The sequence below is a fragment of the Mycolicibacterium lutetiense genome, from assembly GCF_017876775.1.
Taxonomy (GTDB): domain Bacteria; phylum Actinomycetota; class Actinomycetes; order Mycobacteriales; family Mycobacteriaceae; genus Mycobacterium; species Mycobacterium lutetiense.
Genome location: NZ_JAGIOP010000002.1, coordinates 3,485,028 through 3,506,977, shown reverse-complemented (window position 1 = coordinate 3,506,977; position 21,950 = coordinate 3,485,028). Strand labels below are relative to the sequence as shown.

Annotated in this window: 20 protein-coding genes; 7 read left to right on the top strand and 13 right to left on the bottom strand. The window is 67.2% G+C overall.

The genetic code is table 11. From position 1 onward, the window contains the following. Positions 1 to 25 precede the first annotated feature (25 nt). Genes JOF57_RS26160 through JOF57_RS26150 form a run of 3 tightly spaced genes read right to left on the bottom strand, consistent with a single transcriptional unit; the run spans position 26 to position 5,045 of the window. On the bottom strand, positions 26 to 1,762 hold the full coding sequence (locus JOF57_RS26160; RefSeq protein WP_209921948.1) for an ABC transporter ATP-binding protein: 1,737 nt from the start codon (positions 1,760 to 1,762) through the stop codon (positions 26 to 28). Then, entirely contained in the window at positions 1,759 to 4,332 is a 2,574-nt protein-coding gene (locus JOF57_RS26155) for an ABC transporter ATP-binding protein/permease (RefSeq protein ID WP_209921946.1), read from the bottom strand. The genes JOF57_RS26160 and JOF57_RS26155 overlap by 4 nt, the downstream gene beginning before the upstream one ends. Next, complete coding sequence (locus JOF57_RS26150; RefSeq protein ID WP_209921944.1) at positions 4,332 to 5,045, bottom strand: TetR/AcrR family transcriptional regulator; 714 nt, start codon at positions 5,043 to 5,045, stop codon at positions 4,332 to 4,334. The genes JOF57_RS26155 and JOF57_RS26150 overlap by 1 nt, the downstream gene beginning before the upstream one ends. A gap of 100 nt (positions 5,046 to 5,145) precedes the next feature. On the opposite strand from JOF57_RS26150, the gene JOF57_RS26145 reads away from it, so the two are divergent. Together JOF57_RS26145 and JOF57_RS26140 are read left to right on the top strand one after the other, a co-directional pair. After that, entirely contained in the window at positions 5,146 to 5,778 is a 633-nt protein-coding gene (locus tag JOF57_RS26145; RefSeq protein WP_163666371.1) for a TetR/AcrR family transcriptional regulator, read from the top strand. Continuing rightward, a complete protein-coding gene (locus JOF57_RS26140) occupies positions 5,775 to 6,431 on the top strand; it encodes an enoyl-CoA hydratase-related protein (RefSeq protein WP_163666369.1) in 657 nt (218 codons plus the stop codon). The genes JOF57_RS26145 and JOF57_RS26140 overlap by 4 nt, the downstream gene beginning before the upstream one ends. Here JOF57_RS26140 and JOF57_RS26135 read toward each other — a convergent pair. Continuing rightward, complete coding sequence (locus tag JOF57_RS26135; protein WP_209921942.1) at positions 6,428 to 7,075, bottom strand: TetR/AcrR family transcriptional regulator; 648 nt, start codon at positions 7,073 to 7,075, stop codon at positions 6,428 to 6,430. The two genes, JOF57_RS26140 and JOF57_RS26135, sit on opposite strands and share 4 nt — an antisense overlap. A 142-nt stretch (positions 7,076 to 7,217) precedes the next feature. Here JOF57_RS26135 and JOF57_RS26130 point away from each other — a divergent pair, with 142 nt between their 5' ends. Genes JOF57_RS26130 through JOF57_RS26115 form a run of 4 tightly spaced genes read left to right on the top strand, consistent with a single transcriptional unit; the run spans position 7,218 to position 12,020 of the window. After that, entirely contained in the window at positions 7,218 to 8,354 is a 1,137-nt protein-coding gene (locus JOF57_RS26130) for a VOC family protein (RefSeq protein ID WP_163666365.1), read from the top strand. Next, a complete protein-coding gene (locus JOF57_RS26125) occupies positions 8,351 to 9,289 on the top strand; it encodes a fumarylacetoacetate hydrolase family protein (RefSeq protein ID WP_209921940.1) in 939 nt (312 codons plus the stop codon). Before JOF57_RS26130 ends, JOF57_RS26125 begins: the two co-directional genes overlap by 4 nt. Beyond that, a complete protein-coding gene (mhpA, locus tag JOF57_RS26120; protein WP_209921938.1) occupies positions 9,286 to 10,833 on the top strand; it encodes a bifunctional 3-(3-hydroxy-phenyl)propionate/3-hydroxycinnamic acid hydroxylase MhpA in 1,548 nt (515 codons plus the stop codon). Before JOF57_RS26125 ends, mhpA begins: the two co-directional genes overlap by 4 nt. Then, the gene (locus JOF57_RS26115) at positions 10,830 to 12,020 is read left to right on the top strand and encodes a cytochrome P450 (RefSeq protein WP_209921936.1); all 1,191 of its coding nucleotides are present in this window, start codon (positions 10,830 to 10,832) and stop codon (positions 12,018 to 12,020) included. Before mhpA ends, JOF57_RS26115 begins: the two co-directional genes overlap by 4 nt. 31 nt (positions 12,021 to 12,051) lie before the next feature. Here JOF57_RS26115 and JOF57_RS26110 read toward each other — a convergent pair whose 3' ends face one another. The 5 genes from JOF57_RS26110 to JOF57_RS26090 are packed head-to-tail and all read right to left on the bottom strand — an operon-like array spanning position 12,052 to position 17,280. Then, positions 12,052 to 12,330: a hypothetical protein gene (locus JOF57_RS26110; protein WP_163666357.1), complete on the bottom strand. Its 279-nt coding sequence runs from the start codon at positions 12,328 to 12,330 to the stop codon at positions 12,052 to 12,054. Positions 12,331 to 12,374: 44 nt separating this feature from the next. Next, positions 12,375 to 12,797, bottom strand: coding sequence for a Zn-ribbon domain-containing OB-fold protein (locus tag JOF57_RS26105; RefSeq protein ID WP_163666355.1), 423 nt, complete (start codon positions 12,795 to 12,797; stop codon positions 12,375 to 12,377). Positions 12,798 to 12,802: 5 nt separating this feature from the next. Beyond that, the gene (locus JOF57_RS26100) at positions 12,803 to 14,023 is read right to left on the bottom strand and encodes a thiolase family protein (protein ID WP_163666353.1); all 1,221 of its coding nucleotides are present in this window, start codon (positions 14,021 to 14,023) and stop codon (positions 12,803 to 12,805) included. Between the two features lie 9 nt (positions 14,024 to 14,032). After that, positions 14,033 to 16,267, bottom strand: coding sequence for an acyl-CoA dehydrogenase family protein (locus tag JOF57_RS26095; RefSeq protein ID WP_209923746.1), 2,235 nt, complete (start codon positions 16,265 to 16,267; stop codon positions 14,033 to 14,035). Between the two features lie 5 nt (positions 16,268 to 16,272). Next, a complete protein-coding gene (locus JOF57_RS26090; RefSeq protein WP_209921935.1) occupies positions 16,273 to 17,280 on the bottom strand; it encodes an NAD-dependent epimerase/dehydratase family protein in 1,008 nt (335 codons plus the stop codon). A gap of 120 nt (positions 17,281 to 17,400) precedes the next feature. On the opposite strand from JOF57_RS26090, the gene JOF57_RS26085 reads away from it, so the two are divergent. Continuing rightward, positions 17,401 to 17,994, top strand: coding sequence for a TetR/AcrR family transcriptional regulator (locus JOF57_RS26085; protein ID WP_163666347.1), 594 nt, complete (start codon positions 17,401 to 17,403; stop codon positions 17,992 to 17,994). A gap of 2 nt (positions 17,995 to 17,996) precedes the next feature. Here JOF57_RS26085 and JOF57_RS26080 read toward each other — a convergent pair whose 3' ends face one another. The 4 genes from JOF57_RS26080 to JOF57_RS26065 form a co-directional block, all read right to left on the bottom strand. Beyond that, positions 17,997 to 18,665 carry a GNAT family N-acetyltransferase gene (locus tag JOF57_RS26080; protein WP_209921933.1) on the bottom strand — a complete coding sequence of 223 codons (669 nt, stop codon included), beginning with the start codon at positions 18,663 to 18,665 and terminating at the stop codon, positions 17,997 to 17,999. Positions 18,666 to 18,754: 89 nt separating this feature from the next. Then, positions 18,755 to 19,963 (bottom strand): Dyp-type peroxidase, encoded by a 1,209-nt coding sequence (locus tag JOF57_RS26075; RefSeq protein ID WP_209921932.1) that lies wholly within the window; start codon positions 19,961 to 19,963, stop codon positions 18,755 to 18,757. Further along, on the bottom strand, positions 19,956 to 20,462 hold the full coding sequence (locus JOF57_RS26070) for a copper chaperone PCu(A)C (RefSeq protein ID WP_209921930.1): 507 nt from the start codon (positions 20,460 to 20,462) through the stop codon (positions 19,956 to 19,958). The genes JOF57_RS26075 and JOF57_RS26070 overlap by 8 nt, the downstream gene beginning before the upstream one ends. Further along, on the bottom strand, positions 20,455 to 21,855 hold the full coding sequence (locus JOF57_RS26065) for a PepSY-associated TM helix domain-containing protein (protein WP_209921928.1): 1,401 nt from the start codon (positions 21,853 to 21,855) through the stop codon (positions 20,455 to 20,457). Before JOF57_RS26065 ends, JOF57_RS26070 begins: the two co-directional genes overlap by 8 nt. Between the last annotated feature and the right edge of the window lie 95 nt (positions 21,856 to 21,950).

Genomic DNA, 21,950 nt, shown 5'->3' with positions numbered 1-21,950 from the left:
ACCGGCCCGCCGATCACGAAAATGGCTAGTGCGTGATCTGCCAATCGGCGGCCTCGCGCTGCTGGTTCCAGAACTCGTCAAAACGTCCGCGTGCGGCCAGCAATTCGTCGATGCTGCCGTCCTCGACGACCTTTCCGCCGTCGAGGAACAGCACCCGGTCCGCGTGCCGGATGCTGGCCAGCCGGTGCGCAACGATCACCCGGGTCCGCGAACGCTCTTCGGCGGTCAGGGCATCGACCACCGCGGCCTCGTTCTCGGTGTCCAGCGCACTGGTCGCCTCGTCCACCAACAGCACGGGCGCCGGCTTGACCAGGGCCCGGGCGATACTGACCCGCTGCCGCTCGCCACCGGACAGTGCCGTCCCGGCTTCACCGACCTTCGCGCCGTCACCGTCGGGCAACCGCGCGGTCAACTCGTCCACGCGAGCCAGTCGCGATGCGGTGGCGAGTTGCCCGGCATCGGCGGCCGGGTCGCCGACCAGGATGTTGTCCCGGATCGTCCCGTCGAACAGATAGGGATGCTGGAACACCACACTCGTTGCCGCCCTGCGTGTTTCGGCATCCATCTGGGCGGTGTCGACACCATCGATCAACACCCGGCCCGTGCTGGGATGGTGCAGCCCCGCGATGAGCGACAGGATGGTGCTCTTTCCCGAGCCGGACGGCCCGACGATCGCGGTGGTGCCGCCGGGCTCCAGGACGAAGCTGACGTCCTCCAACACCGGGGTGGTTCCGTAACCGAAACTCACCCGATCGAATTCGATCCGGGGCGCGGTGTCCGCAGCCAATGTGGCTGTGCCGGTGGCCATCACCGGGGCGTCAAGAACCGCGCGGATGCGGCCGAGGGAGGCCCTAGTGGTTTCGATCGCCGGGGCCAGCTCCGACAGTGAGGTGAACGGCTCGAGGTAGCGCGCCGCGACGACGATCATCGCGATCGCCTCGGGCACACCGAGACCTCCACGCACCGTCAGGAAGGTGGCCATCCCGGCCAGGATCAGCAGGGCCAGCTGACTGGCCAGGCTGAACAACAGCTGTCCCGGCACCTGCATCAGCAGCAGGCGCATGCTCGCCCCGTGCTGTGCGGCCAGTGCGTCGCCGACCATGCTGCGGGCCGGCTCGACCCGCCGGGCCGCGCGCAGCGCCTGCTGGGTGCGGGCGAACTCGATGATGCGTTCGGTGAACGCCCGGTTCGTCGCATCGGCCACCGTGTCGGCCTTGCGGCTCAGCCGGCCCGAGGCCCAGAACGCCCCGAGCAGGATCACCACGCCGGCCAGCGCGGCCAACCCGAGCGGGATCGAGATGAACAGCAGCGCAACCGCAATGGCTGCCGGCAGCAGAATCGCCCCGATCAAGGGGGTCAGCAGGTTGACCACCAACCCGACCAGCTCCGGCCCGGTGGCGGCGATCGCCTGGCGGGCATTGGCAGTGTTGGCACCGCTGTCGCCACCCAGCCAGTCCATCCGGATGCCGGGCAGCCGGTCGGCCACGTCGTGCTGGGTGTGGTCCAGCAGGGCGAAACCGAGGTCGAATCCGAGCCGCGAGGTCGCGGTGTCGACGATCCAGCCGATGACGGTGGCGGCGGTGAGCCAGCCGAGCCAGGGCAGGGCGTCGCGCGGCGCATCGCTGAACAACGCTGCCACCAGTGGAATCAGCAACACGGCGCCCGCTGCGCGGATCACCACCGAGATCAGCGTGAGCGCGGCGTAGATGCCGACCCGGCCGCGACGGTCAGCCGGGATGAGGGCGATCAGGGTGCGGATCATCGAGCTTCTCCTGCGGTGACGGTGTCGCCGGGGTGCAGTGACTGTCCGGTCTGCCAGAGTTGGTGGTAGCGCCCGGCTTTTCCATTCACACCGGCCAGCAGTTCTTCATGCGTGCCGGTTTCGGCGATGTGTCCGCCGTCGAGGACCACGATCTGGTCGGCGTGGGTGATGGTGTGTAGCCGGTGCGCGATCACCAGCACTGTCCGGTCCTTGGTGAGCCGGTTGAGTGCCTGCTGCACCAGGTATTCCGATTCCGGATCGGCGAAGGCCGTGGCCTCGTCCAGGATCAGCACCGGGGTGTCGGCCAGGATGGCCCTGGCGATGGTGAGCCGCTGCCGTTCACCGCCGGACAATGACGACGACGCGCCGAGCACGGTCTGATAGCCCTCGGGTAGCCGCAGTATCCGATCGTGGATCTGGGCGTCGCGCGCGGCCTGTTCGATCCGTGCCGGGTCGGCTTCCGGGTCGGCCAGCGCGATGTTCTCGGCGACGGTGCCTGCCACCAACTGGGTCTCCTGCAGCACGAAACCGACGCGGCGGTACAGCTCGTCGGCCGACAGCGATCGAATATCTTTGCCGTCCAACCGGATCGAGCCCGAGTCGACATCGTGGAAGCGCGCCAGAAGCGCGGCGAGCGTGGACTTTCCCGATCCCGACGGGCCGACCAGGGCGGTCACGGTTCCCGGGCGCAGGGTCAACGACACGTCCTTGATCACCGGGACGCTCGGCCGGTAGCCGAAGGTCACCCCGTCGAACACGACGGCGTCCGGGGCACCCGGTTCGCCCTGGTGCTCGAGGAGCGCCAGGTCTGCCTCGTCCAGCGCGTTCTGGATGCGACGCGCGGCCAGCATGCCGCCACGGATTCCACCGAGCCCGTAGCCCACTCCCAACAGCCGGACCCCGAACGTGGTCCCCAGCAACAGGAACGGCAGCAGGTCAACCGGATCCATCGAGCCGCCGATGATCATCGGGGTACCGACGGCCGCAATCAGCCACAGGAAAGTACCGGGCCGGGTCACCAGGTCCATCAGCGACTTCTTGCCGGTGAAGGGCCGCTGCCAGTCGACCAGGAAACCGATGTACTCATCGAGGCGGCGACGGAAACTCGACGATGCAGCACCGCCGAACACCCGGACGACGGGCTGGCCTTCGAGGTAGGCGCCTGCCTCGCCGCTCATCCGGTCGGCCCAGCGTTGCGCCTGACCGATCTTGGCGCCGGACTGGATGGTCATCAGCGACATCAGCACCAGGTAGGTGAGCACCGGGATGAACAGGACCAGGGCCAGCCGCCAGTCGACGGTGAACAGGTAGACCAGCACCGCCACCGGGGCGATCACTGCGGCGACGGCATCCGGGATGGCGTGGGTGACCAGATAGTGCAGCGACAGGGTGTCGTCTTGCACGAGTTGCTTGATCGAGCCCGACCCCCGTGCGGTGAACCAGCCCAGCGGTAGCCGCGACATCTTGGTCAACAGCCGGGTCCGCAGTTCACGGGCGAACTGCGCGTCGAGGCGATGCAGCCACAGGGTGAGACCCGCGCCCAACAGCGCACCGACACCCAGCAGCCAGACCGCGGTCAATCCCAGTGTCCACAACCGGGATTCCTCGGCCCCGGCCAACAACAGTCGAGCCAACTCGACCAGCAGCACGAACGGAGCGAGCTGGATCAGGGTGATGAGCGCCTGCAGTACGCCCGAGATGATCAGCGGGGTTTTCAGCGGGACCAGCAGGCGGCCCGCGCCCTGCGCCCGCCAGGTGCCGCGGGCAGGCGCCGCGGGGGTGGGAGCGGGAGCGGCAACAGGCTCAGGCTCAGGCTCGGCGACTTCAGTGCGATCGGTGCCCATCGCCCGGCCCTCGGTCCAGTAGGCCTGGGCGTGCAGTTCGGATTTGGGAAAGCCGAACTCATCCCGTAGCCGAGTACGCAGATGCTTGAGCGAGCCGGCCTCCGGCGTCACCCAGCAGTACCAGTCCGACCAGTCCCGCGCCTCGATCGCGGCCGCCAGCGACGTGGTGTCGTGGCGCTTGACCCAGTGCACCCTCAGCCGCGGATGCTCGGCGATCGGGATGAGCAGATCGTTCTCGTCGTGCTGCTCGAGGTAGACCTCGACCGGAATATCTTGCGGCAGAACGCTGATGATGCCATTGATGGCCGGCGTGGCCGCCGCATCACCGATCAGCAGGTATCCGGCGGGCAGATCGTCCGGCACGGTGAATCCCGTCGAGCCCAGGGCCATCACCGGGATGGTGTCGCCCGGCTCGGCGGCCCTGGCCCACTTGGACGCCGGCCCCGACGGTTCATGCAACACGACGTCAACGGCGAAATGACCGGTGGCGGGGTCCATTTCGGACATGGTGTAGCCCCGCTGGAACTCGGTCTTCGAGCCGTCGGGGTCCGGAACCCAGAATCTCAGGTACGACGTCGGCTCGGCCACTGCGTCCTCGAACACCGTCGGCGACACCAGGCGCAGGCGCAGCAGGTTCGGCGTCAGGTAGGTGGTCTCGACCACGGTCGCCTGGTGATCGCGCGCGCCGAAGCCGCGCATCATCACTCCCTGAAATCCGCGTGCCATCAGCGGTTCTCTCCCCCGGCGGTCAGATCCGCCATGATGTCGTTTATCGGCCTGCCGGGAACCACGGACGTCAGCAGTCCCCGGATCAGTGCGTTCATCAGAAGTTCCAGATACTGCGGACTGCTCAGCTGCATGCCCGCGCTGTGTACCGGGCCCAGTGCCGCGTCCCCGGCCAGCCGTTCGGCGGCGGCATCACGTTCCACGACGAATCCGTCGTCGCCACCGCTGGCCTCTGCCTTGAGCTCGTGCTGCGCAGCCAGTCCGATGGCCAGGACGGCCACCGAGCTGCTCAACAGCGCCGCACCCTCGGCGGTGTAGCCGCGTCGGCCCAGCGCGGCGATCTCGTCGGCCAGCAGCCGAGCGCCGGCCTCCCCACGCGGGAACAGCACCTGCATGTAGGTGGCCAGCCCGGGATTGTCCAGGGCGTAGCGGTGCAGGCTCACCCCGAAGGCCCGCAGGTGGTCTTCGGCCGACCGCGCCGGGTCGTCGACCAGCTCGAGTTCGGCGAGCAGACTCTCCCCGACCAGGCGTTCGAGCTCCCACCGGCCGCTGATGTGGCGGTACAGCGCGGTTGCCGACACCCCGAGCCGGGCGGCCACCGCGTTGATGCTGAGGTTGCGCATCCCGAGCTCACGCCCCGCGGAGACGATGTCGGACACCGCGATGAGAGGCGGGCGTCCGCCCACTCGCGCGGGGACACCAGATCCGGCCACGACCACCTCCACAGGAAAGTTACCCCCACAAACTAAGGGTCACCTTAGTGAACGTCAACCGGCCCCGATAACAGAGCAGTTGCTCTGTTAGGGTGGCGAGGTGCCACGCCCTCGCCTCTACGATCCGGATTCGGTACTCGACGCCGCAGAAGCCCTGGCCGTGCACTCCGGACCGGCATCCGTGACGGTCCGGGCGATCAGCGAAGCCGTCGGACTGTCCAACGGCGCGCTGTATCACTCCTTCGGTTCGCGGTCCGGCCTGCTCGGCCAGGTCTGGCTCCGCGCCGGACGCCGGTTCCTGACACTGCAGCGTGAACTGGTCGAGGCCGAGCACCACGGCGGCGACGCGATCGCTGCGGCCGCCTACGCGCCGGTGATCTTCGCCGAACGACACCCCGCTTCGGCACGACTCCTGCTGCAGATCCGACGCGAGCAGGTACTCGGCAACGACCTGCCCGCGGAGTTGGCCGAGCAGGCGCACGAACTGGAAAAACAGTTGGTGGACTTGATGATCGAACTCGCGGTGGCCACCTGGGACCGGCGCGACCGGGCCGCCGTGGACACCGTGACGACGTGCATCGTGGACCTGCCGACAGCAATCCTGCTGCGCCGCAACCGACTCGACGACCCGACGGCCCGCCACCACCTCAACGCGGCGGTGGCGGCCGTGCTGACTGTGGGGCCCGCCCCGAAACCTGCGCCGAAACACGGCACCAAGAAAGGAATCACATGACCGCCACCCTGGATTACGACGGTGACATCGCCATTCTCAACCTCGGCGACGATGAGAATCGGTTCTCCCCCGAGTTCCTAGATACGGTCGACGCGCACCTCGACACGGTACTGGCCAAGGGCGCACAGGGTCTGGTGACGACCGCCGACAGCAAGTTCTATTCCAACGGGCTGGACCTGGATTGGCTTGGCGCCCACAGCGATCAGGGTGACTGGTACGTCGGCCGAGTACAGGGCCTGTTCGCGCGGGTGCTGACGTTTCCCCTCCCGACGGCCGCAGCCGTCGTTGGCCATGCGTTCGGCGCCGGTGCGATGCTGGCCATCGCCCACGATTTCCGGGTGATGCGCGACGACCGTGGCTTCTTCTGTTTCCCCGAGGTGGACATCAGGATCCCGTTCACGCCGGGCATGGCCGCGCTGATCCAGGCCAAGCTCACCCCACAGGCCGCCGTCGCGTCGATGACCACCGGACGCCGATTCGGCGGTGTCGATGCGCAGGCATACGGAATCGTGGACGCGACCACGGGCGAGGGTGCGGTCACCTCCGCGGCCACCAACCTGCTGCGGCCCCTGGCCGGTAAGGACTCCGGCACGCTGGGCGCGATCAAACAGGGCATGTTCGGCACCGCGGTCCAAGCGCTGCAATCCAACTAGCCGAGATCGGGCAGCGGTTGCCGGCAGAGCCGGCCGGCCTCGTCGGCCGGCATGCCGAGCAGCACGAGCAGGTTCTGCGTCACCGTGTCCGCGGCCTCCGCGTCGTCGCGATCCAGTTCGTCGCTGAGCAGTTGGCCCAGCCCGAGGAGTGCCCCTCCGACGATGGCAAGTGCCAGGTTGACATCCGTGACGTGGAATCGGCCGGCCTCGACGGCGGCGATGATGTCGCGCCGGGCCCGCGGTGCCAGGCCCCTGTCCGAGGACAGTAGGGACAGTCCGGTGGACAGCAGTACCCGGCACTCCTGGGGACGTCGACGGAACATCCGCCCGGTCAAGCGGAAACTGCACGCGAAGGCCTCGGCCGGGTCGTCGAGCGACTTGGTGTACGCGTCCAACAGATCGGCGTGCATGTCGAGCGCGTCGGCGAGGGCCGCGTCGAACAGTTCTTCCTTGCTGTCGAAGTGGTTGTAGAACGACCCCATCCCGACGTCGGCCGCCTGGGTGATCTCCAGAACCGGCGCGTTGAGCTTGCCGGCCGCGATGAACGATTGCGCCGCGGCGATCAGCGCCGCGCGGGTCCGCTGTTTGCGCCTAGCCAATCGGTTCGGCGGTTCGTCATGCCGGTCAGCCGGTTGCGTCGTCATCGCGCTGGCCCCCTTCGCCGCGGATCCTTCCGGGATTCAACTGATTCTAACCGGCTCATCAATTGTGAGGATTTCGTCAGAACAGCTTGACTGATGATTACGGCGCATGTGACGATTTCGTCAGAATTCAAGGGAGGCGGACATGGGCGATGCCGTAGGCGCACATCAAGACCTGCACAGCGACCAGGGCGCACGGCGGGGCGAGCACTCAGGCCGGTCCCGCAATCCGGTGATCAAGGTGCGCGACATCGCCTGGCTGGAGTTCGAGAAACCTGACCTCGTCCGCACCGAGGCGTTCGCGGCGGCCTTCGGCTTCACCACCGCGGCAAGGATGTCCGACGAGTTGCAACTGCGGGGCACCGACGCCGGCGCACCGTGTCTGATCGTGCGCCGGCGCCCCCGGTCGAGATTCGCCGGCATCGCCTTCGCCGCCGCTGACGAGGCCGACGTGTTGCGCCTGGCCGAGGCGGCAGGCGCACCGACGCGCACGCTGCCCGAGAGCATCGGCGGACTCGCGGTCGACCTGGTCGACCCGAGCGGCGTCCCGGTGCACGTCGTCGCCGGCACCCACCAGCTGGCCCCGCTGCCGTCACAGACCCCGCTGGTCACGAACTTCGGACATGATCTGTTGCGCGCCAACAGAACCCAGCGACCGCCGCGCGTTGCAGCCGGTGTGCAGCGCCTGGGCCACGTCGTGATGCAGTGCAGCAAGTACGGCGAGACACTGAACTGGTACCTCGACAACCTCGGGATGATCGTCAGCGACTTCCAGTTCTTCCCCGGCCAGCGCGACCGAGGGCCCACGATGAGCTTCATCCGCTGCGACCGCGGCGACGTACCCACCGACCACCACACGCTCGCGATGACGCTCGGCCCGCGCAACCGGTACGTGCACTCCGCCTACCAGGTGGCCGATCTCGACGCGTTGGCCGCCGGCGGCGAATACCTGCGCGAGCGCGGATATCAGCGATCGTGGGGCATCGGCCGCCATGTCCAGGGCAGCCAACTCTTCGACTACTGGCGCGACCCTGACGGCTTCCTCGTCGAACACTTCACCGACGGCGACATGTTCGACAACACCGTCGAACCCGGATGGGCGCCATTCACCGCGTCCGGCCTGGCCCAGTGGGGACCGCCCGTCACCAAGGACTTCCTCGGGATCACTCCCAACCGGGAGTCGATCGACGAACTGCGCTCGATGCTCACCGCAGTCCGGGACCACGACAACGAATTCACCCTCACCCGCCTGCGCGGCCTCTTGAAAGTAGCCAGCTCGTGACCACAACAGTTCTCCATACCGCCGACGCCTGGTACGTCCAAACCGACCGTGGCGCAGTGAAGATCGACACGTCGGCAACGACCACCGCCGAACTGCTCGGCGACCGGACCGCCATCGACGCGGCCACGACGGGCCCCGATCCCGTCCCGGTCGACACCCTCGACCTTGTCTCGCCGGTGACCGCACCCTGCCGGGTCGTCGCGCAGATGGCCAACTTCGCCTCGCACGCCAAGGATGCCGGCCTGAATCCCAAGACGCTCCCACTGGCGTTCTTCCGAAAGGCATCCGGGTCGATCAACGGGCCAAGCGACGATATCGTCAAGCCCAAACACGTCAAGCTCTTGGACTACGAGGTGGAGATCGGCCTGGTCTTCGGGCGCGAACTCCCGGTCGGCACCGTCCTAAACGAGGCGGACCTGCCCACCTACATCGCCGGGCTGGTCGTCACCAATGACGTGTCGGCCCGCGACGTCCAGCTACCGAAAACCCAGTTCTACGAGGCCAAGTCGTATCCGACGTTCACGCCGGTCGGGCCCGCGCTGGTGCTGCTCGACGCCGATGAGCTCAAGCGCTTCGGCGAGTTGCGCCTCCAGTTGCGGGTCAACGGCGAACTTCGTCAGGACGCCAAGGTGGCCGGCGACATGATCTACCTTCCGCTACGCGCTCTTACCGAACTGACGCGATTCCAGCGGATGGACGTCGGCGATCTGCTGCTGACCGGCACCCCGGTCGGGACCGCGTTGAGCGCACCCCCCAAGCCGATCGAGATCATCGGCGCGCTGCTACCGCCCGCTCTGAAGTGGAAGGCGTTCTTCAAGGCCCAGGCCAAGAACACGAAGTACCTGCGCGACGGCGACGTCGTCGAGACCAGCGTGGCAACCGATGACAAGGCAATCGATCTGGGCACCCAACGCGCGGTGGTCCGCTACGCATGACGGCGGCGGCGCACGTCCCCGTCGTCGTCATCGGCGCCGGGCCCACGGGAGTCACGGCGGCAACTCTGCTCGCGCAGTACGGTGTCGACTGCCTTGTTCTCGACCGTTGGGCGAAGGTCTATCCGCAGCCACGGGCCGTGCATCTGGACGACGAGATCTTCCGCATCGTGGCCCGTCTCGGCATCGCCGATGAGTTCGCGGCGATCTCACGCCCCACCCTGGGTCTTCGGCTACTCGACAAATCGATGCACACCCTCGCCGAGTTCAGGCGTGATACCGCGCTGAGCCGCAACGGCTTTCCGCAGGCAAACATGTTCGACCAGCCCGAATTCGAGGCCGTGCTACGGACAAACCTCGCACGCCGGTCGCACGCGGAGCTACGAGGTGACGTGGAGGTCACCGACATCGCCGACGAGGCGGGCGGGCGGGTCCGCGTCACCTACACCGACCGTACCGACGGCAGCGAGCACGTCGTCGTGGCGGACTACGTGCTCGGCTGCGATGGCGCCAACAGCATTACGCGGTCCCGGATCGGCTCCCGTATGCAGGATCTCGGCTTCGAGCAACGCTGGCTCGTCGTCGACGTCGCGACCGCCGCCGATCTGGCTCACTGGGAGGGCGTCGATCAAGTCTGCGACCCGGACCGGGCCGGCACGTACATGCGGATCGGCGAGATGCGCTACCGGTGGGAATTCCAGCTGCTGGACGGCGAGACCGCCGATGACTTCGACACTCTCGACGCACTCGGCCCGCTGATTCACCCCTGGGTCGACCACGTTTCGACCGCCGAACTGGAACTGCTGCGCGTCACCGAGTACACCTTCCGCGCACAGCTTGCCGACCATTGGCGACGGGGCCCGATCTTCCTGCTCGGCGACGCAGCCCACCTCACGCCGCCGTTCGTCGGACAAGGCATGGGCGCCGGGCTGCGCGACGCGATGAACCTCGCCTGGAAACTCGCCGGTGTACTGGCCGAGGCTTTGCCCGGTGATGTCCTGGAAACCTATGAGCAGGAGCGGAAGCCGCATGCCCGGCACATGATCCGGCTTGCCCTCGCGGTCGGTCGGGCCATGACGGCAGGCGGCGAGTTCGGGAACCTGATCCGCCGGATGGTCGTGCCGCGACTGCACCGGTTGCCGGGCCTGAGCGCCAATCTCGTCGAGAGCGAAACACCGGCGTTGCATCGATCGGTGCTCGTCCAGAAGTCCAGGGCACCCCGGCAGCTGGCCGGCACGCTCTGCCCGAACCCGTTGGTGGCGAGCGGGACACGTCTCGACTCCGAAATAGGAAACGGCTTCGCTGTCGTCACCCGCACTGAACCAAGTGCTGCCGAGCGCGCCCTCGCCGACCAGCGCGGTGCCGTTGTCCACTTCGCCGCACCGGGTTCCGCACTGGCGAACTGGCTGCGCCGCGGCCGCGCCGATGCAGCCATCGTTCGACCCGACCGCACCGTCATGCGCGCAGGCCGCGATCTGACCATCTTGTTCGACGCCCTGCCCAGCTCTTGCGGCGGGACCATCTGGAAAGCGACGCCGTCCCAATGATGCGGATGCACCACCGAATTCCCACCTATCGTTCCGACATCTACTCGACTTCGGCGATCGTCGACCCCTATCCGCACTACGCACGGCTGCGTGCGCTCGGCCCCGTCGTGCGACTCACCCGGCACCGGGCCTACGCAATCCCCCGCTTCGCCGAGTGCAAGTCGATCCTGCGCGACGACAAGACCTTCATCTCGGGCGCCGGGGTCGCACTGAACCCGATCCCGAACACCTTCTCGAAGGGCACCACCCTCACCAGCGATGGGGCGACCCACGACGAACGCCGCAAGCTCGTCGCCCACCGCCTGCTACCGCGTGCCCTGCGCGCGATGGCCGACGACATCGACCGGTTCGCCGCCGACATCGTCGACCAGGCCGTCGCGAAGGGTTCGGTGGACGGCGTCGACGACATCGCGTCGGCATTGCCCCTCGCGGTCGTCCCCGACCTCGTGGGCTGGCCGCGGAACCAGCGAGCGGACCTGATGGCTTGGGGCGGAGCCACCTTCGACCTGCTCGGGCCCTTCAATCGGCGTGCCGCGAAGGCCATCCCCGACTCTGCGCGGATGCTGCGCTTCGCTCACCAGGTCGTCAAGAACCGCTCGGTGCTCGACGGCAGCCTGGGTCATGACGTCCTGCTCGCTGCCGACAACGGCGAACTCTCCGACGCGGACTGCGCATCGCTGATGATCGACTACATCGTCCCGTCGCTGGACACCACCATCAGCGCCATCGCCAACGGCGTCCACCTGCTCGCCACCCACCCCGAACAGTTCGAACTACTCAAGAGTGATCCCGAACTGCTCCCGAACGCGGTCAACGAGATCATCCGGTACTCGTCGCCGCTCCGCGCGTTCACCCGCAAGGCTCGGCACGACGTCGAGATTGGCGGCGCCATCGTTCCCGGTGGTGCGCGGGTGCTGGTGATCTACGCGTCCGCGAACCGGGACGAACGTGAATGGGCTGACCCGGACGTGTTCGACATCCGCAACGACGCGACTCGTCAGCTCGGCTTCGGCAATGGCGCCCACGCGTGCGCCGGGCAGGGGCTCGCGCGCCTCGAGACGCAGGCCATGCTGCGCGCACTCATCGAGCGGGTGGACCGTATCGAGCTGACGGCGACACCAGTCTGGGCGCTCAACAACATCATTCGCCGGCATTCATCGCTGCCGGTCAAGCTGACCGCCGCCTAGCCCCGTCGGTGACGGGGGTCAGCGGTACAGGTCAGTTGCCCCAGCCGCGCTGGCCGTCCCAGCCACCGCAGATGCCGTTGATGCAGCCATGGCCGAAGCCACCCTGGGTCGGGTTCCAGCCGCCGCAGCCGTTCCAGCCGGGACCGCTGTCGCAGCCACCGCCACCGCCGGCGTCACCGCCACCGCTGGGTTGAGCACTGATCGTCGTCGCGGGCGCGTCAGTCATGAGTACGGCGGTCGGTCCTGCTGCAATCGCCACCGCGGCTCCCGCTACGAACACTGACCCCATGAGTTTTCGTATGGTTAGCATGACTCCATAGTCCTCTCCTGTGAGCCTCCTGCCAAGGGATGTGATCAAGCCCGCGTGTAACGCAGCATCGTCACACCGCCTCCGGCAAAGGCGTCCGGGTAGTCGCAGAAAACAGGTTTGACCCGCATTCCGACGCTGAGCACTTCGGGTGCGACGTCAACCATTTCGGTGGAAAACCGCGGACCCTCATCCCATTCTACTATCGCCAACATTTGCGGAACCGCGTCGGCGAAGTGCGGACCGACCGGGCGGCGGGCCACCGTGTACGAATACAGCGTGCCCATCCCCGAGATCTCCCGCCATTCCAGGTCATCGGCGAGGGTTCTGGGTGCCAGCACCCTCGGGTAGAACACGTAGGCCTGCGTCGATGGCGAGTACTGGATGACGATGCGGTGCTGTGCGAGCGCATCCCAGAACGGCGCGCTGGTAGGGGTTTTCACCGGCATGGGCCGGGCGAATCCGGTCATGGCTATCAGTCGCCTTCCAGGATCAGGGTGGTTTGCTCGGAGAGGATGCCGCCGTTACCGGAGACGAATGCACGATGACAGTCGGCAACCTGGGCGGCACCGCCGCGGCCCATGATCTGGCGGGTGGCATCGCAAACGTGATGCATGCCGCCGGCCAATCCTGCTTGTCCGAAACCGAGTTGGCCGCCGGCGGTGTTCAGCGGGAAATCACCGCGGAAGGTCAGGTCGTGATCGGACACGAAGGACATGCCCTTGCCCTTCTCGCAGAAGCCGGCATCTTCCAGGCTCAGCAGAACGGTGATGGTGTAGCAGTCGTAGATCGACACCATGTCCATCTGGTCACGGGTCAGACCGGTCATCCCGAACGCGGTGTCGGCCGCCTTGCGAATCGGTGTGTCGAGCAGCTCCTCGGCGTAGGTGGGCGTCTTGAACGGCACGTGCTCACCAAAACCCTTGACCCACACCGGCCGGTTACGGGCACGGGCGGCAACCTCGGCGCTGGCCACGACGACAGCGGCCCCGCCGACGCACGGCATCACGATCTCCAGCATGTGCAACGGATCGGCGATCACCGGGCTGGCCAACACGTCCTCGATGCTCAGCGGGGTGTCTTTCCAGATCGCGCCGTCGGTGTGGTTGGCGTTGACCCGTTGATCCACCACGATCTTGGCCATCGCCCGCTCGTCGTAGCCGTACTGGTAGGCGTAGCGCTGCGCCACCTGCCCGTACGGGCCGTTCTGCCCGAGGTTGCCGTAGGGAATCTCGAATTCGGCCTGCGGCGAGCCGAATTGGTTGCTGGACGAGCCGAAGAACACCGCGTCGGTCAACGTCGGCGGTTTCAGTTCGGAGGCGGCGGTGATGTAGCGCGCCGGAAGGGCGCACAGCACGACGTCGCACAGCCCGAGTTCGATAGCGGCGGCCGCCCGCCACACCATGCCCGCGGCACTTGCTCCGCCGAGGTCGAGCAACTCCGCGAAGTTCGCTCGTACACCCAGGTATTCGGCCACCGTGGAGGGTACGAAGATCTCCGACTCACCCAGGTGTGAGGTGACGATGCCGTCGACCTGCTCGGCCGACAGGCCGGCATCGTCCAGGGCCGCCGCCGCCAGCAGCGCCCACTGTTCCAACGTGAATGGAGCCGGTGAGGCTTTGCTCATCTTTTCCGGCGGCAATTCGACGTACCCGACGATCGCGGCGTCGCCCTGTAGTCCCCTACGCGGTCTCATACGTGCTCCTCACTTTCGGGGTAGTCCCAGAATCAGCTGGGCGATGATGTTGAGCTGGATCTCGGTCGTTCCGCCGCCGATCAGCTCGGCGGGAAGGTCCAGGTAGGGCCCCACCACGGCCGGTTGGCTGTCCTGTTCCAGCGCAAGCGGTCCGGTGAGGCCGAGGGTGAGTTCGGCTGCCCGGCGAAGCATCACGTTGGTGGCCACCTTGGCGATGCTCGACGCCGGACCGGGGGCCTGCCCGTCGAGCAGGCGCAACGTCTCCCGCACTCCCAATGCCTTGAGCGCGTTGGTGTAGGCGTCGATCTCGCCGATGGCATGCAGCACCGGATCGGGATCGGGGGTGACCGCGACGAGTTCGCGCAGAGCGCCCATCCGGTCGATGTTGACGTAGCCGCTGATCGCCACCCGCTCGTGGGCCATGGTGCTGATGGCCAGCTGCCAGCCCGATGCCGGGTCGCCGAGCAGCATCCCGTCGGGCACGAAGACATCGGTCAGGAACACCTCGTTGAACTCGGCTCGCCCGCTGGACTGAGTAATCTGGCGGACTTCCACTCCGGGCGAACGCATGTCGAGGATGAAATAGCCGATGCCACGATGCTTGGGAGCGTCGGGATCGGTCCGGGCCAGCAGCGCACCGTAATCGGCCCGGTGCGCCAGCGAGGTCCAGATCTTGTGCCCGTTGATGCGCCAGCCACCCTCGACCCGCATGGCCCTGGTACTCAGCGCGGCGAGGTCGGAGCCCGCGCCCGGCTCACTGAACAGCTGACACCAGGACAGATCCCCGCGCAGGGTCGCGGGTACGAAACGTTCCTGTAGTTGCGGGGTTCCGGCCGCCATCACGCTCGGCAGAATCCATTCGGCGATACCGACCGACGGGCGCACCAGGCCGGCCCGCTTGCCGAACTCCTCTTCCACGATGAGCTGTTGACGCACGCTCGCGTCACACCCCCACGGTGCGGGCCAGTGCGGGGCGATCAGGCCGGAGTCGGCAAGCAGCTCACGTCGCGGTCCTACCGCGAACTCCGGGTAGTCACCTTGACGACTGAAACCGTTGTCGGACAGGCCGAGTGCGCGGTCGAGGATCGCGACGACCCGAGCCCGGAAGTCGGCGTCGACCTCACCGAGGTTCACGGTCAGGTCGCGGGTGGCGGTTCCCGACAACGTGCCGAGGGTGCGGGTCCACCGCGACACCGGGCCGATCGAGGCGGCCAGGCTGGTGGCCCGTCGCCAGTACAGGTGCAGGTCGTGTTCCCAGGTGAAGCCGATCGCACCGAGCATGGTGAGCGCCTCGAGTACCAGGCCGGGAACCGGCATGACCGCCATCACCGCGGCCGAGCAGGCGGTCAGCCGGCGCTGGTCGGTATCGGCGGATCCGCTCAGTGCCCGCACCGCATCCCAGGCCGCTGCCGTCGCCAGCGCACTGTTCACCAGCAGCATGGCCGCCTTGTGCTGCAACGCCTGGAATGTCCCGATCGGCTTGCCGAACTGTTCGCGGGTACGCAGGTGTTCGGTGACAGTGTCGACGCACCATTGGGTGATCCCGGCGGCCGCAGCTGCGGTGAGCGCGACGGTCAGATCACTGACCCGGTCGGCGTCCAACCCGGTCAGGATCGCGCTCGCCGGCACTGCATGATCACGCAGGTGCAGGATGCCCAGATCGGTGGTCAGGTCCGTGCCGCGACGCGATTCGACCTGCCCCTCAGCCGGATTCAACACCGCCCAGAGCAGGGCGCCCGTCTCTTCGGTGAACGGCACCACGGCGCGCTGCGCCGAGCACATTCCCAGGGTCAGGCCCGACGAACCGGTGAGGCGCCAACCGTCCCCGTCACGCCGGGCTGTGAACGCGGCCTGGTCACCGGACAGTTTGGCCGCGGGGGCACCGGCCGCGATCTCTTTGAGCAGCGTCGCGGCGGCCGCGCCTTCGTCTGAAGCGCCCGCTGAGGCCATTACTGAGGCCCCGGCTATCGCCGTGGTGAGCAGCGGCCCCGGCAACAGTGCCGATCCCGCGGCCTCCAGCACACAGGCCATATCCTCCAGCCTGCCGCCCTGTCCTCCGACGGATTCGGGCAGGTGCACAGCGTGGAAGCCGTTGTCTGTCAATGTGTCCCACCAGGACGGCAGGTGCCCGTCGGCCAGATCGTCCGATCCGGCCCGGGTCGCATCGATCGGTGCGTGCCGGGCCGCGAACTGCTCAACGGCCGCACTGAGCTGCTGCTGCTCCGGAGTCAGAGCTATGGACACATGGGTCATGAGCGCCTACTTGACTTGGAACGTCCGGCCGCGAAGAAGCGGGCGCCCTCGGCGATGGCCTCCGTCGTCGGCTTCGGCTGCCATCCGAGTTCGCGGACCGCCTTGCCGTGATCCATCGGCGACATCACATGCATCAGCCGTACGGTCAGCGGGCTGAGCTGGTTCTCCTTCTTGCGCAGCCGGGCCAGCGGATCAATCACCGCGCCCGCGGCCGCCAGCAGGCGAATCGGGATACCACGCCGTGGAGGTGCGATATCAACAGCTGTACAGGCGGTTTGGTAGATCTCCTGAGCCGTCATGAAACGCTCGGACACGATGTAACGCTCACCGACCCGGCCCCGCTCACCCGCCAGGACCAGCGCCTCGGCGGCGTCGGTGATACCGACAGTCTCGGCCGCTGCACCTTTGACGTAGAACGGCATCTTGCCCCGCACCGCTGCGGAGACCAGACCACCGTGGGGCGTCGGCAGCCAGTCTCCCGGGCCGTACGTATTCGCCACACACATCGCTACCGCGGGCAGGCCGTGCTCACGGGCGTAGCGCAGCACCATCTGCTCGGCGAGCATCCTGGTGTGTACGTATTCGCCACCCACGTCGAGCCAATTGTGTGCCAGATCTTCTGTGGCAAGCCCGGATTCGGCGATGCCGATGGTTGCGATCGAGCTGGTGAAGACGAACTTTTCCAGTCCCGCCTCGACGGCGACATCCAGGACCTCTTGCAGCCCTTCGATATTGGTTCGCCACAGCGGGGCCGGATCGTGTAGCCAGGCCCTGGCGTCGACGACGCAGTAGTACACCACGTCGCAGTCGTCCATTGCGGCGCGTACCGATTCGGGATCGAAGATGTCGCCGTAGACCCGCTCCACGTCGAGGTCGTCGATCCCGCGGGTGGAGCTGGTGCGGCGGATGAGCACCCGAACATCCTCGCCACGCTCGACGAGTCGCCTCGTGACATGCGAACCGAGGAATCCGCTGGCCCCGATGACCAATTTCTTTGTTGCCATGCGCCCTTGCGTCCGTCGTTCATCACCAAATTACGAGACGCTACGTCTCGTCTTGTGGGAGACTACGGGCGGTAGCTTTCTGTGTAAAGATCCCTGCGATGGAGCGACGAGGACGTGCCGATGGCCCCCAGCACCGATGAAGCTGCTCCCCCGCGGCGGCGCAGTGAGAAGTCACGGGTCGCCATCATCGAGGCCACGCGTGCACTGCTGCTGGACCGGGGTTTTGACGGGCTGAGTATCGAGGCTGTCGCCGCCCGAGCCGGGGTCGGCAAACAGACCATCTACCGCTGGTGGCCGAGCCGGCCCGCGCTGGTCGCCGACGTGCTCCTGGAAGACGCCGACAAGATCCTGTCCACCATGCCGCACACCGACGACGTCACCGCGGACCTGGTCTCCTGGGCCCGCACTCTGGCCGCCGCGCTGACCACCGAGCGCGGCTACGCGATGCTGCGCATCCTGACCGCCGCCTCACTGGAGCACGAAGACACCGCAGCGCGGCTGCGGGCCGGTTTCAGCCGGCCACTACTGGACTCGGTGCGCACCCGACTGCTGGCCGAGCACATCGAGCCCGACCTGGCGTCGGCCGCCGCCGACGCCCTGCTCGGCGGTGTGGTCTATCCGATGCTCTCCGAAGGACGGAGCTACCCGCGACAACGCGCCGAAATCTTGGCGCGCACCATCGTCGCGAGCCTGCTCCACCCGACTTCTGGCTGAGATCAGGCCGGAGGTTCGGCCCCGGGTGCCCGCACCACCATCGGGACGGCGGGGAAGTACGTTGCCATCTCCGAGCGGCACTTGCGCAGGGCGGCGGTTCCATAGCCGTGCTTGCGGAAGCCCGGGTGGATCCAGATTCGGACGTTGACCTCGCCGTGGGTCAGCTCACCGAACACCATGCCGACCTTCTGATCGCCCTCCAACGCCACGAACCAGACGGCCTCTTCGGCGTCCACCCTGCCCAGGGCCGCGCGGATCTCGTCGTCGACGTCGGCCGCCGGAGCGCCCGACCCATCGCCTGAGGCCCCCACATCGGTGGTCCGGGCGACGAAGATGTCGCGGTCGGTATCGGCGGCGAACGCCCGCAACTCCAGCGATTCACCCGAGGCGGCGGGACGCTCGGACACCGTGAAGCTGAGCTGGCTGTTCAGGTCGTCGAGTTCGGCGGCGATCGCCTTTCGCGAATCCTTGGTGATCTGCGCGAACGACAGCCCCACCACGGCTTCCGACGCCACGTGGGAGGTGCCGAGGAGCTGGGCAACCGCCTCGACGGCGGCCGCCCGATCGTCGGCGTCCACGATCACGTCGAGGACCTCGTGGCGCCGGTTCAGGGCGTTGAGCAGAGCGTCGGCAATTTCGCGCCGGGCTGCGGCTTTGTCGTGATCGGTCATACCGCGAGAGTAGATCAGCATCGTGTGCGGTGTGCACAGCAACCGTCAGCTCAGAATCGGTCCATTTCCCGCACCCTGGTGACCAGCGGTCAGCCGACCAACTCCTGCCCCAGGCAATCGCCCGGTGTCCGCACCCCGGGCGGCACGATGAACACCGACGACCCGATCGCGGTGGTCCACTGGTTGAGCGCGTCGAACTGGGCGAGGCGGCGCTGCACCGGGAGGAACTGCTCGTCGACATCGCGCTGGAACGTCGCGAAGATCAACCCGCTGTTCGACGTCTGGCCGGGTGCCGGCGGATCGTCGTAGTTGTACGGCCGGCGCAGGAACCGCTCCCGCGTGCCGTGATGGTGTGCCAGAGCAACATGGGAATTCTGCGGTATGACCGGAATCCCGTTCTGTGTCAACGTGAAATCCGGTTCGTCCGTCTCTTGTGCACCGGTCAGCGGAGCACCGGAATCCAGGGTGCGGCCGACGGTGTGCTCCTTGCTCTGGCGATCCAGCTCATCCCAGGTGTCCAGTTGCATCTCGATGCGCCGGACGACCAGCAACGTGCCGCCTACCAGTCCCGGATGCACCGGACCGGACATCCAGACCAGATCATCGAAGTCGGCGGCGGTGAGGTTCGCGGTGCCGTCGACCTGCCCCATCAGGTTGCGCATGGTGGTGCCGCTCGCGTCTGCGCCGCGGGCATTGCGGAACCCGGACTGCCGCCAGCGTGGCGTCGCCATCGACCGGACATTCTTGGTCAGCACCCGGTTCGCATGAGCCACCGTCACCGGATCGTCGGCACAGATCTGCAGCAACAGATCACCTCCGGACCACCTGTCTTCGAGCCGGTCCACGTCGAACACCGGCAGCTCACGGGCCGAGGGCGGCCGGGAACCCGGCGGGCCGATCCGGTCGAACAGGCCGGTTCCCAGACCGACCGTGATGGTCAACCTGGCTGGGCGGGTGGCGAGTTCGGGCTCGGTGTCGGCCAACGCGGGCGCGCCACGGGTCAGGCGGGCCGCGTCGGCCGTCCACAGCCGCAGGATCGCGGCGACGGTTTCCCGCTCGGTACGCCGCGTGTCGGGCTTCACGTCGAAAGCCACGAACAGCCCGTGCGACTGCGGCGCGGTGGCGATCCCGCCCTGGTGCGGTCCGTAGAACGGTTCCACGTCGACACCGAAACCCTTTTGCACGGTGGCGGAATGGGCCGCAACGGATTGGTTCAGCACAGCGCCGGCGGCCAGGGCGGCGGCGCCTCCGGTGAGGAGGCGTCGCCGGTTGACCGACAGCCGGGACTGCTCAGCCATGTCCATGTGGGGACGACGGCTGATAGTTTTCGTTTCCACCGGCGAAATCACGCACCTGGGCAGTGACCGGGAGCGAGGACCCGTCCTCGAACACCAGCGAGACCGGAACGTCGGCGCCGGGTTGAAGTGGAGCCTTGAGGTCCATCAGCATCAGGTGATCACCGCCGGGGGCCAGTTCGTGCGTGGCCCCACCCGCAATGGCGAGCCCACCCTCTTTGGGCTGCATGGTTTTCGACCCGCTGCCGTCGCCGACGACCTCGTGCAGTTCCACCATGCCGGCCGCCGGCGAGGTCGCCGAGACGATGCGCACATCGTGGTGTCCGGTGTTCGTGAGCGTGCCGAAGACCGCGGTCATGCCGCCGTCTGCGGCGCTGGCCCATTGCTCGCTGACCTGAACCGTATCGGCCATCTTCTCCTCTTGATGGCTCTCGGTACAGGCGGCCAACCCGACCGCCAAGGCCAACGCGGTCGCCGTCAAAACAGCTGCAAACTTAGACATTTGATCTTTCCTTCCACCACGCCACAGCGATATCGACCAGCAGGAAGGCCAGCAGGCTCAACCCGAACAACGGCAGGGACCACCCGACGGCAACCGCGACGACCACCACGGCCACGCTGCCCCAGAGCGGCAGCCCGCGAAGGACCCCTCGGAGCGGCGGGCGTCCCACCGCCCACGCCGAACCCCGCGTAGGCCTGCGCTGCCACCACATCCGGTAGCCGTTGACGATGACGCTGATCAACCCGACCATGGTGAGCGCCAGCACGACCTGGTTGACGATGCCGAACAACAGGCCCATATGGGCGTCGATCGTCCAGTCCGTGAGCTTGGCCAGCAGCGGCCATTGCGAGAAGTTGACCCGATCGGTCACGGCTCCGGAATCTGCGTCGACGGCGATCGTGTCGGCACGGGTTGGCCAATCACGTTTGCGCTCAGCGACTTTCCAGGCCTCACCGGCCTCCGTCGGCGGATACATCCACATCGGGCCGCGCAGCCCGGCCTGCTCGGCGGTCCGCAGCACGGTGTCGGCGCCGCGCAACTCGGACGGGCCGCCGTGGTGGCCGTGATGTGCGGCGGTAGCGGCCGGCGCACCCGACAGCGAGGTGTCGACGGCAGGCGCCGTGGTGTTCAACTTCGCCTGGATCCCGTTGACCGTCTCACCGCCGTAACGCGACCAGGTGATGCCCGACACCGACAGCGCGAGCAGGACCGCAACTATCCACACCCCCACCGCTCCGTGCCAGGACAGCGTGCGTCGACGCCCCGAAGCCGTACGGTCCGGCAGGACCAGGTCCCGCGCCGTGCGGTTCTCCCGGCGACGCATGATCCACAGGACCAGCCCGGCCAGTGCGATCACCCACATCCAGCTGGCTGCCAGCTCGCTGTAGTTGCGGCCGAACGCCCCGAGATGCAGGTTGCGGTGCAGTTCGTCGAACCAGGCCCGCACCGGCATCCACTGCCCGTAGGTGGTCAGCGCCCCACGGACCTCCCCGGAGTAGGGGTCGACGAACACGGTGCGCGAGTAGTCCGGCGGAACGTCCTTGAATTCCGGGCCCACGAGCAGGCTGATCTGAGTGGTCTCGTCAGGCGCGGCGGGCGGGCGGATGCTCTCCACCGTGCCCTCCGGATGGGCCTGGCGCGCCGCGGCCAGCTGATCGGCCAGCGGCAACCGCTCGGTCCCGACGTGCTCGACCGTCAGCTCGTGCCGGAAGACGAACGTATCGATCTGTGGGATCAACGCGTAGAGCAGACCGGTGACGGCCGCGATCAGGATGAACGGGCCGACGAAAATGCCGGCATAGAAGTGCAGCCGCACCAGAAGTGGGCGGATGGAATGGGGTTTGACGGGTGGAGGGGATTCCTCGCGTAGTTCATCGTCAGGGGTGATGGTCATGGAAATGCCTTCGCGGAAAAGAACGTGAAAGAACCAGAGGTGCGCACGGGGCACAACGGGAAACAGCCCGGTCAGTGATCGACGGGCTCAGATGA

What these genes read in the sequence shown, in the direction of transcription:
- JOF57_RS26160 (WP_209921948.1), bottom strand. Translation starts at nt 1,762, where the DNA reads ATGATCCGCACCCTGATCGCCCTCATCCCGGCTGACCGTCGCGGCCGG.
- JOF57_RS26155 (WP_209921946.1), bottom strand. Translation starts at nt 4,332, where the DNA reads ATGGCACGCGGATTTCAGGGAGTGATGATGCGCGGCTTCGGCGCGCGC.
- JOF57_RS26140 (WP_163666369.1), top strand. Translation starts at nt 5,775, where the DNA reads ATGACCGCCACCCTGGATTACGACGGTGACATCGCCATTCTCAACCTC.
- JOF57_RS26135 (WP_209921942.1), bottom strand. Translation starts at nt 7,075, where the DNA reads ATGACGACGCAACCGGCTGACCGGCATGACGAACCGCCGAACCGATTG.
- JOF57_RS26130 (WP_163666365.1), top strand. Translation starts at nt 7,218, where the DNA reads ATGGGCGATGCCGTAGGCGCACATCAAGACCTGCACAGCGACCAGGGC.
- mhpA (WP_209921938.1), top strand. Translation starts at nt 9,286, where the DNA reads ATGACGGCGGCGGCGCACGTCCCCGTCGTCGTCATCGGCGCCGGGCCC.
- JOF57_RS26115 (WP_209921936.1), top strand. Translation starts at nt 10,830, where the DNA reads ATGATGCGGATGCACCACCGAATTCCCACCTATCGTTCCGACATCTAC.
- JOF57_RS26110 (WP_163666357.1), bottom strand. Translation starts at nt 12,330, where the DNA reads ATGCTAACCATACGAAAACTCATGGGGTCAGTGTTCGTAGCGGGAGCC.
- JOF57_RS26105 (WP_163666355.1), bottom strand. Translation starts at nt 12,797, where the DNA reads ATGACCGGATTCGCCCGGCCCATGCCGGTGAAAACCCCTACCAGCGCG.
- JOF57_RS26100 (WP_163666353.1), bottom strand. Translation starts at nt 14,023, where the DNA reads ATGAGACCGCGTAGGGGACTACAGGGCGACGCCGCGATCGTCGGGTAC.
- JOF57_RS26090 (WP_209921935.1), bottom strand. Translation starts at nt 17,280, where the DNA reads ATGGCAACAAAGAAATTGGTCATCGGGGCCAGCGGATTCCTCGGTTCG.
- JOF57_RS26085 (WP_163666347.1), top strand. Translation starts at nt 17,401, where the DNA reads ATGGCCCCCAGCACCGATGAAGCTGCTCCCCCGCGGCGGCGCAGTGAG.
- JOF57_RS26080 (WP_209921933.1), bottom strand. Translation starts at nt 18,665, where the DNA reads ATGACCGATCACGACAAAGCCGCAGCCCGGCGCGAAATTGCCGACGCT.
- JOF57_RS26075 (WP_209921932.1), bottom strand. Translation starts at nt 19,963, where the DNA reads ATGGCTGAGCAGTCCCGGCTGTCGGTCAACCGGCGACGCCTCCTCACC.
- JOF57_RS26070 (WP_209921930.1), bottom strand. Translation starts at nt 20,462, where the DNA reads ATGTCTAAGTTTGCAGCTGTTTTGACGGCGACCGCGTTGGCCTTGGCG.
- JOF57_RS26065 (WP_209921928.1), bottom strand. Translation starts at nt 21,855, where the DNA reads ATGACCATCACCCCTGACGATGAACTACGCGAGGAATCCCCTCCACCC.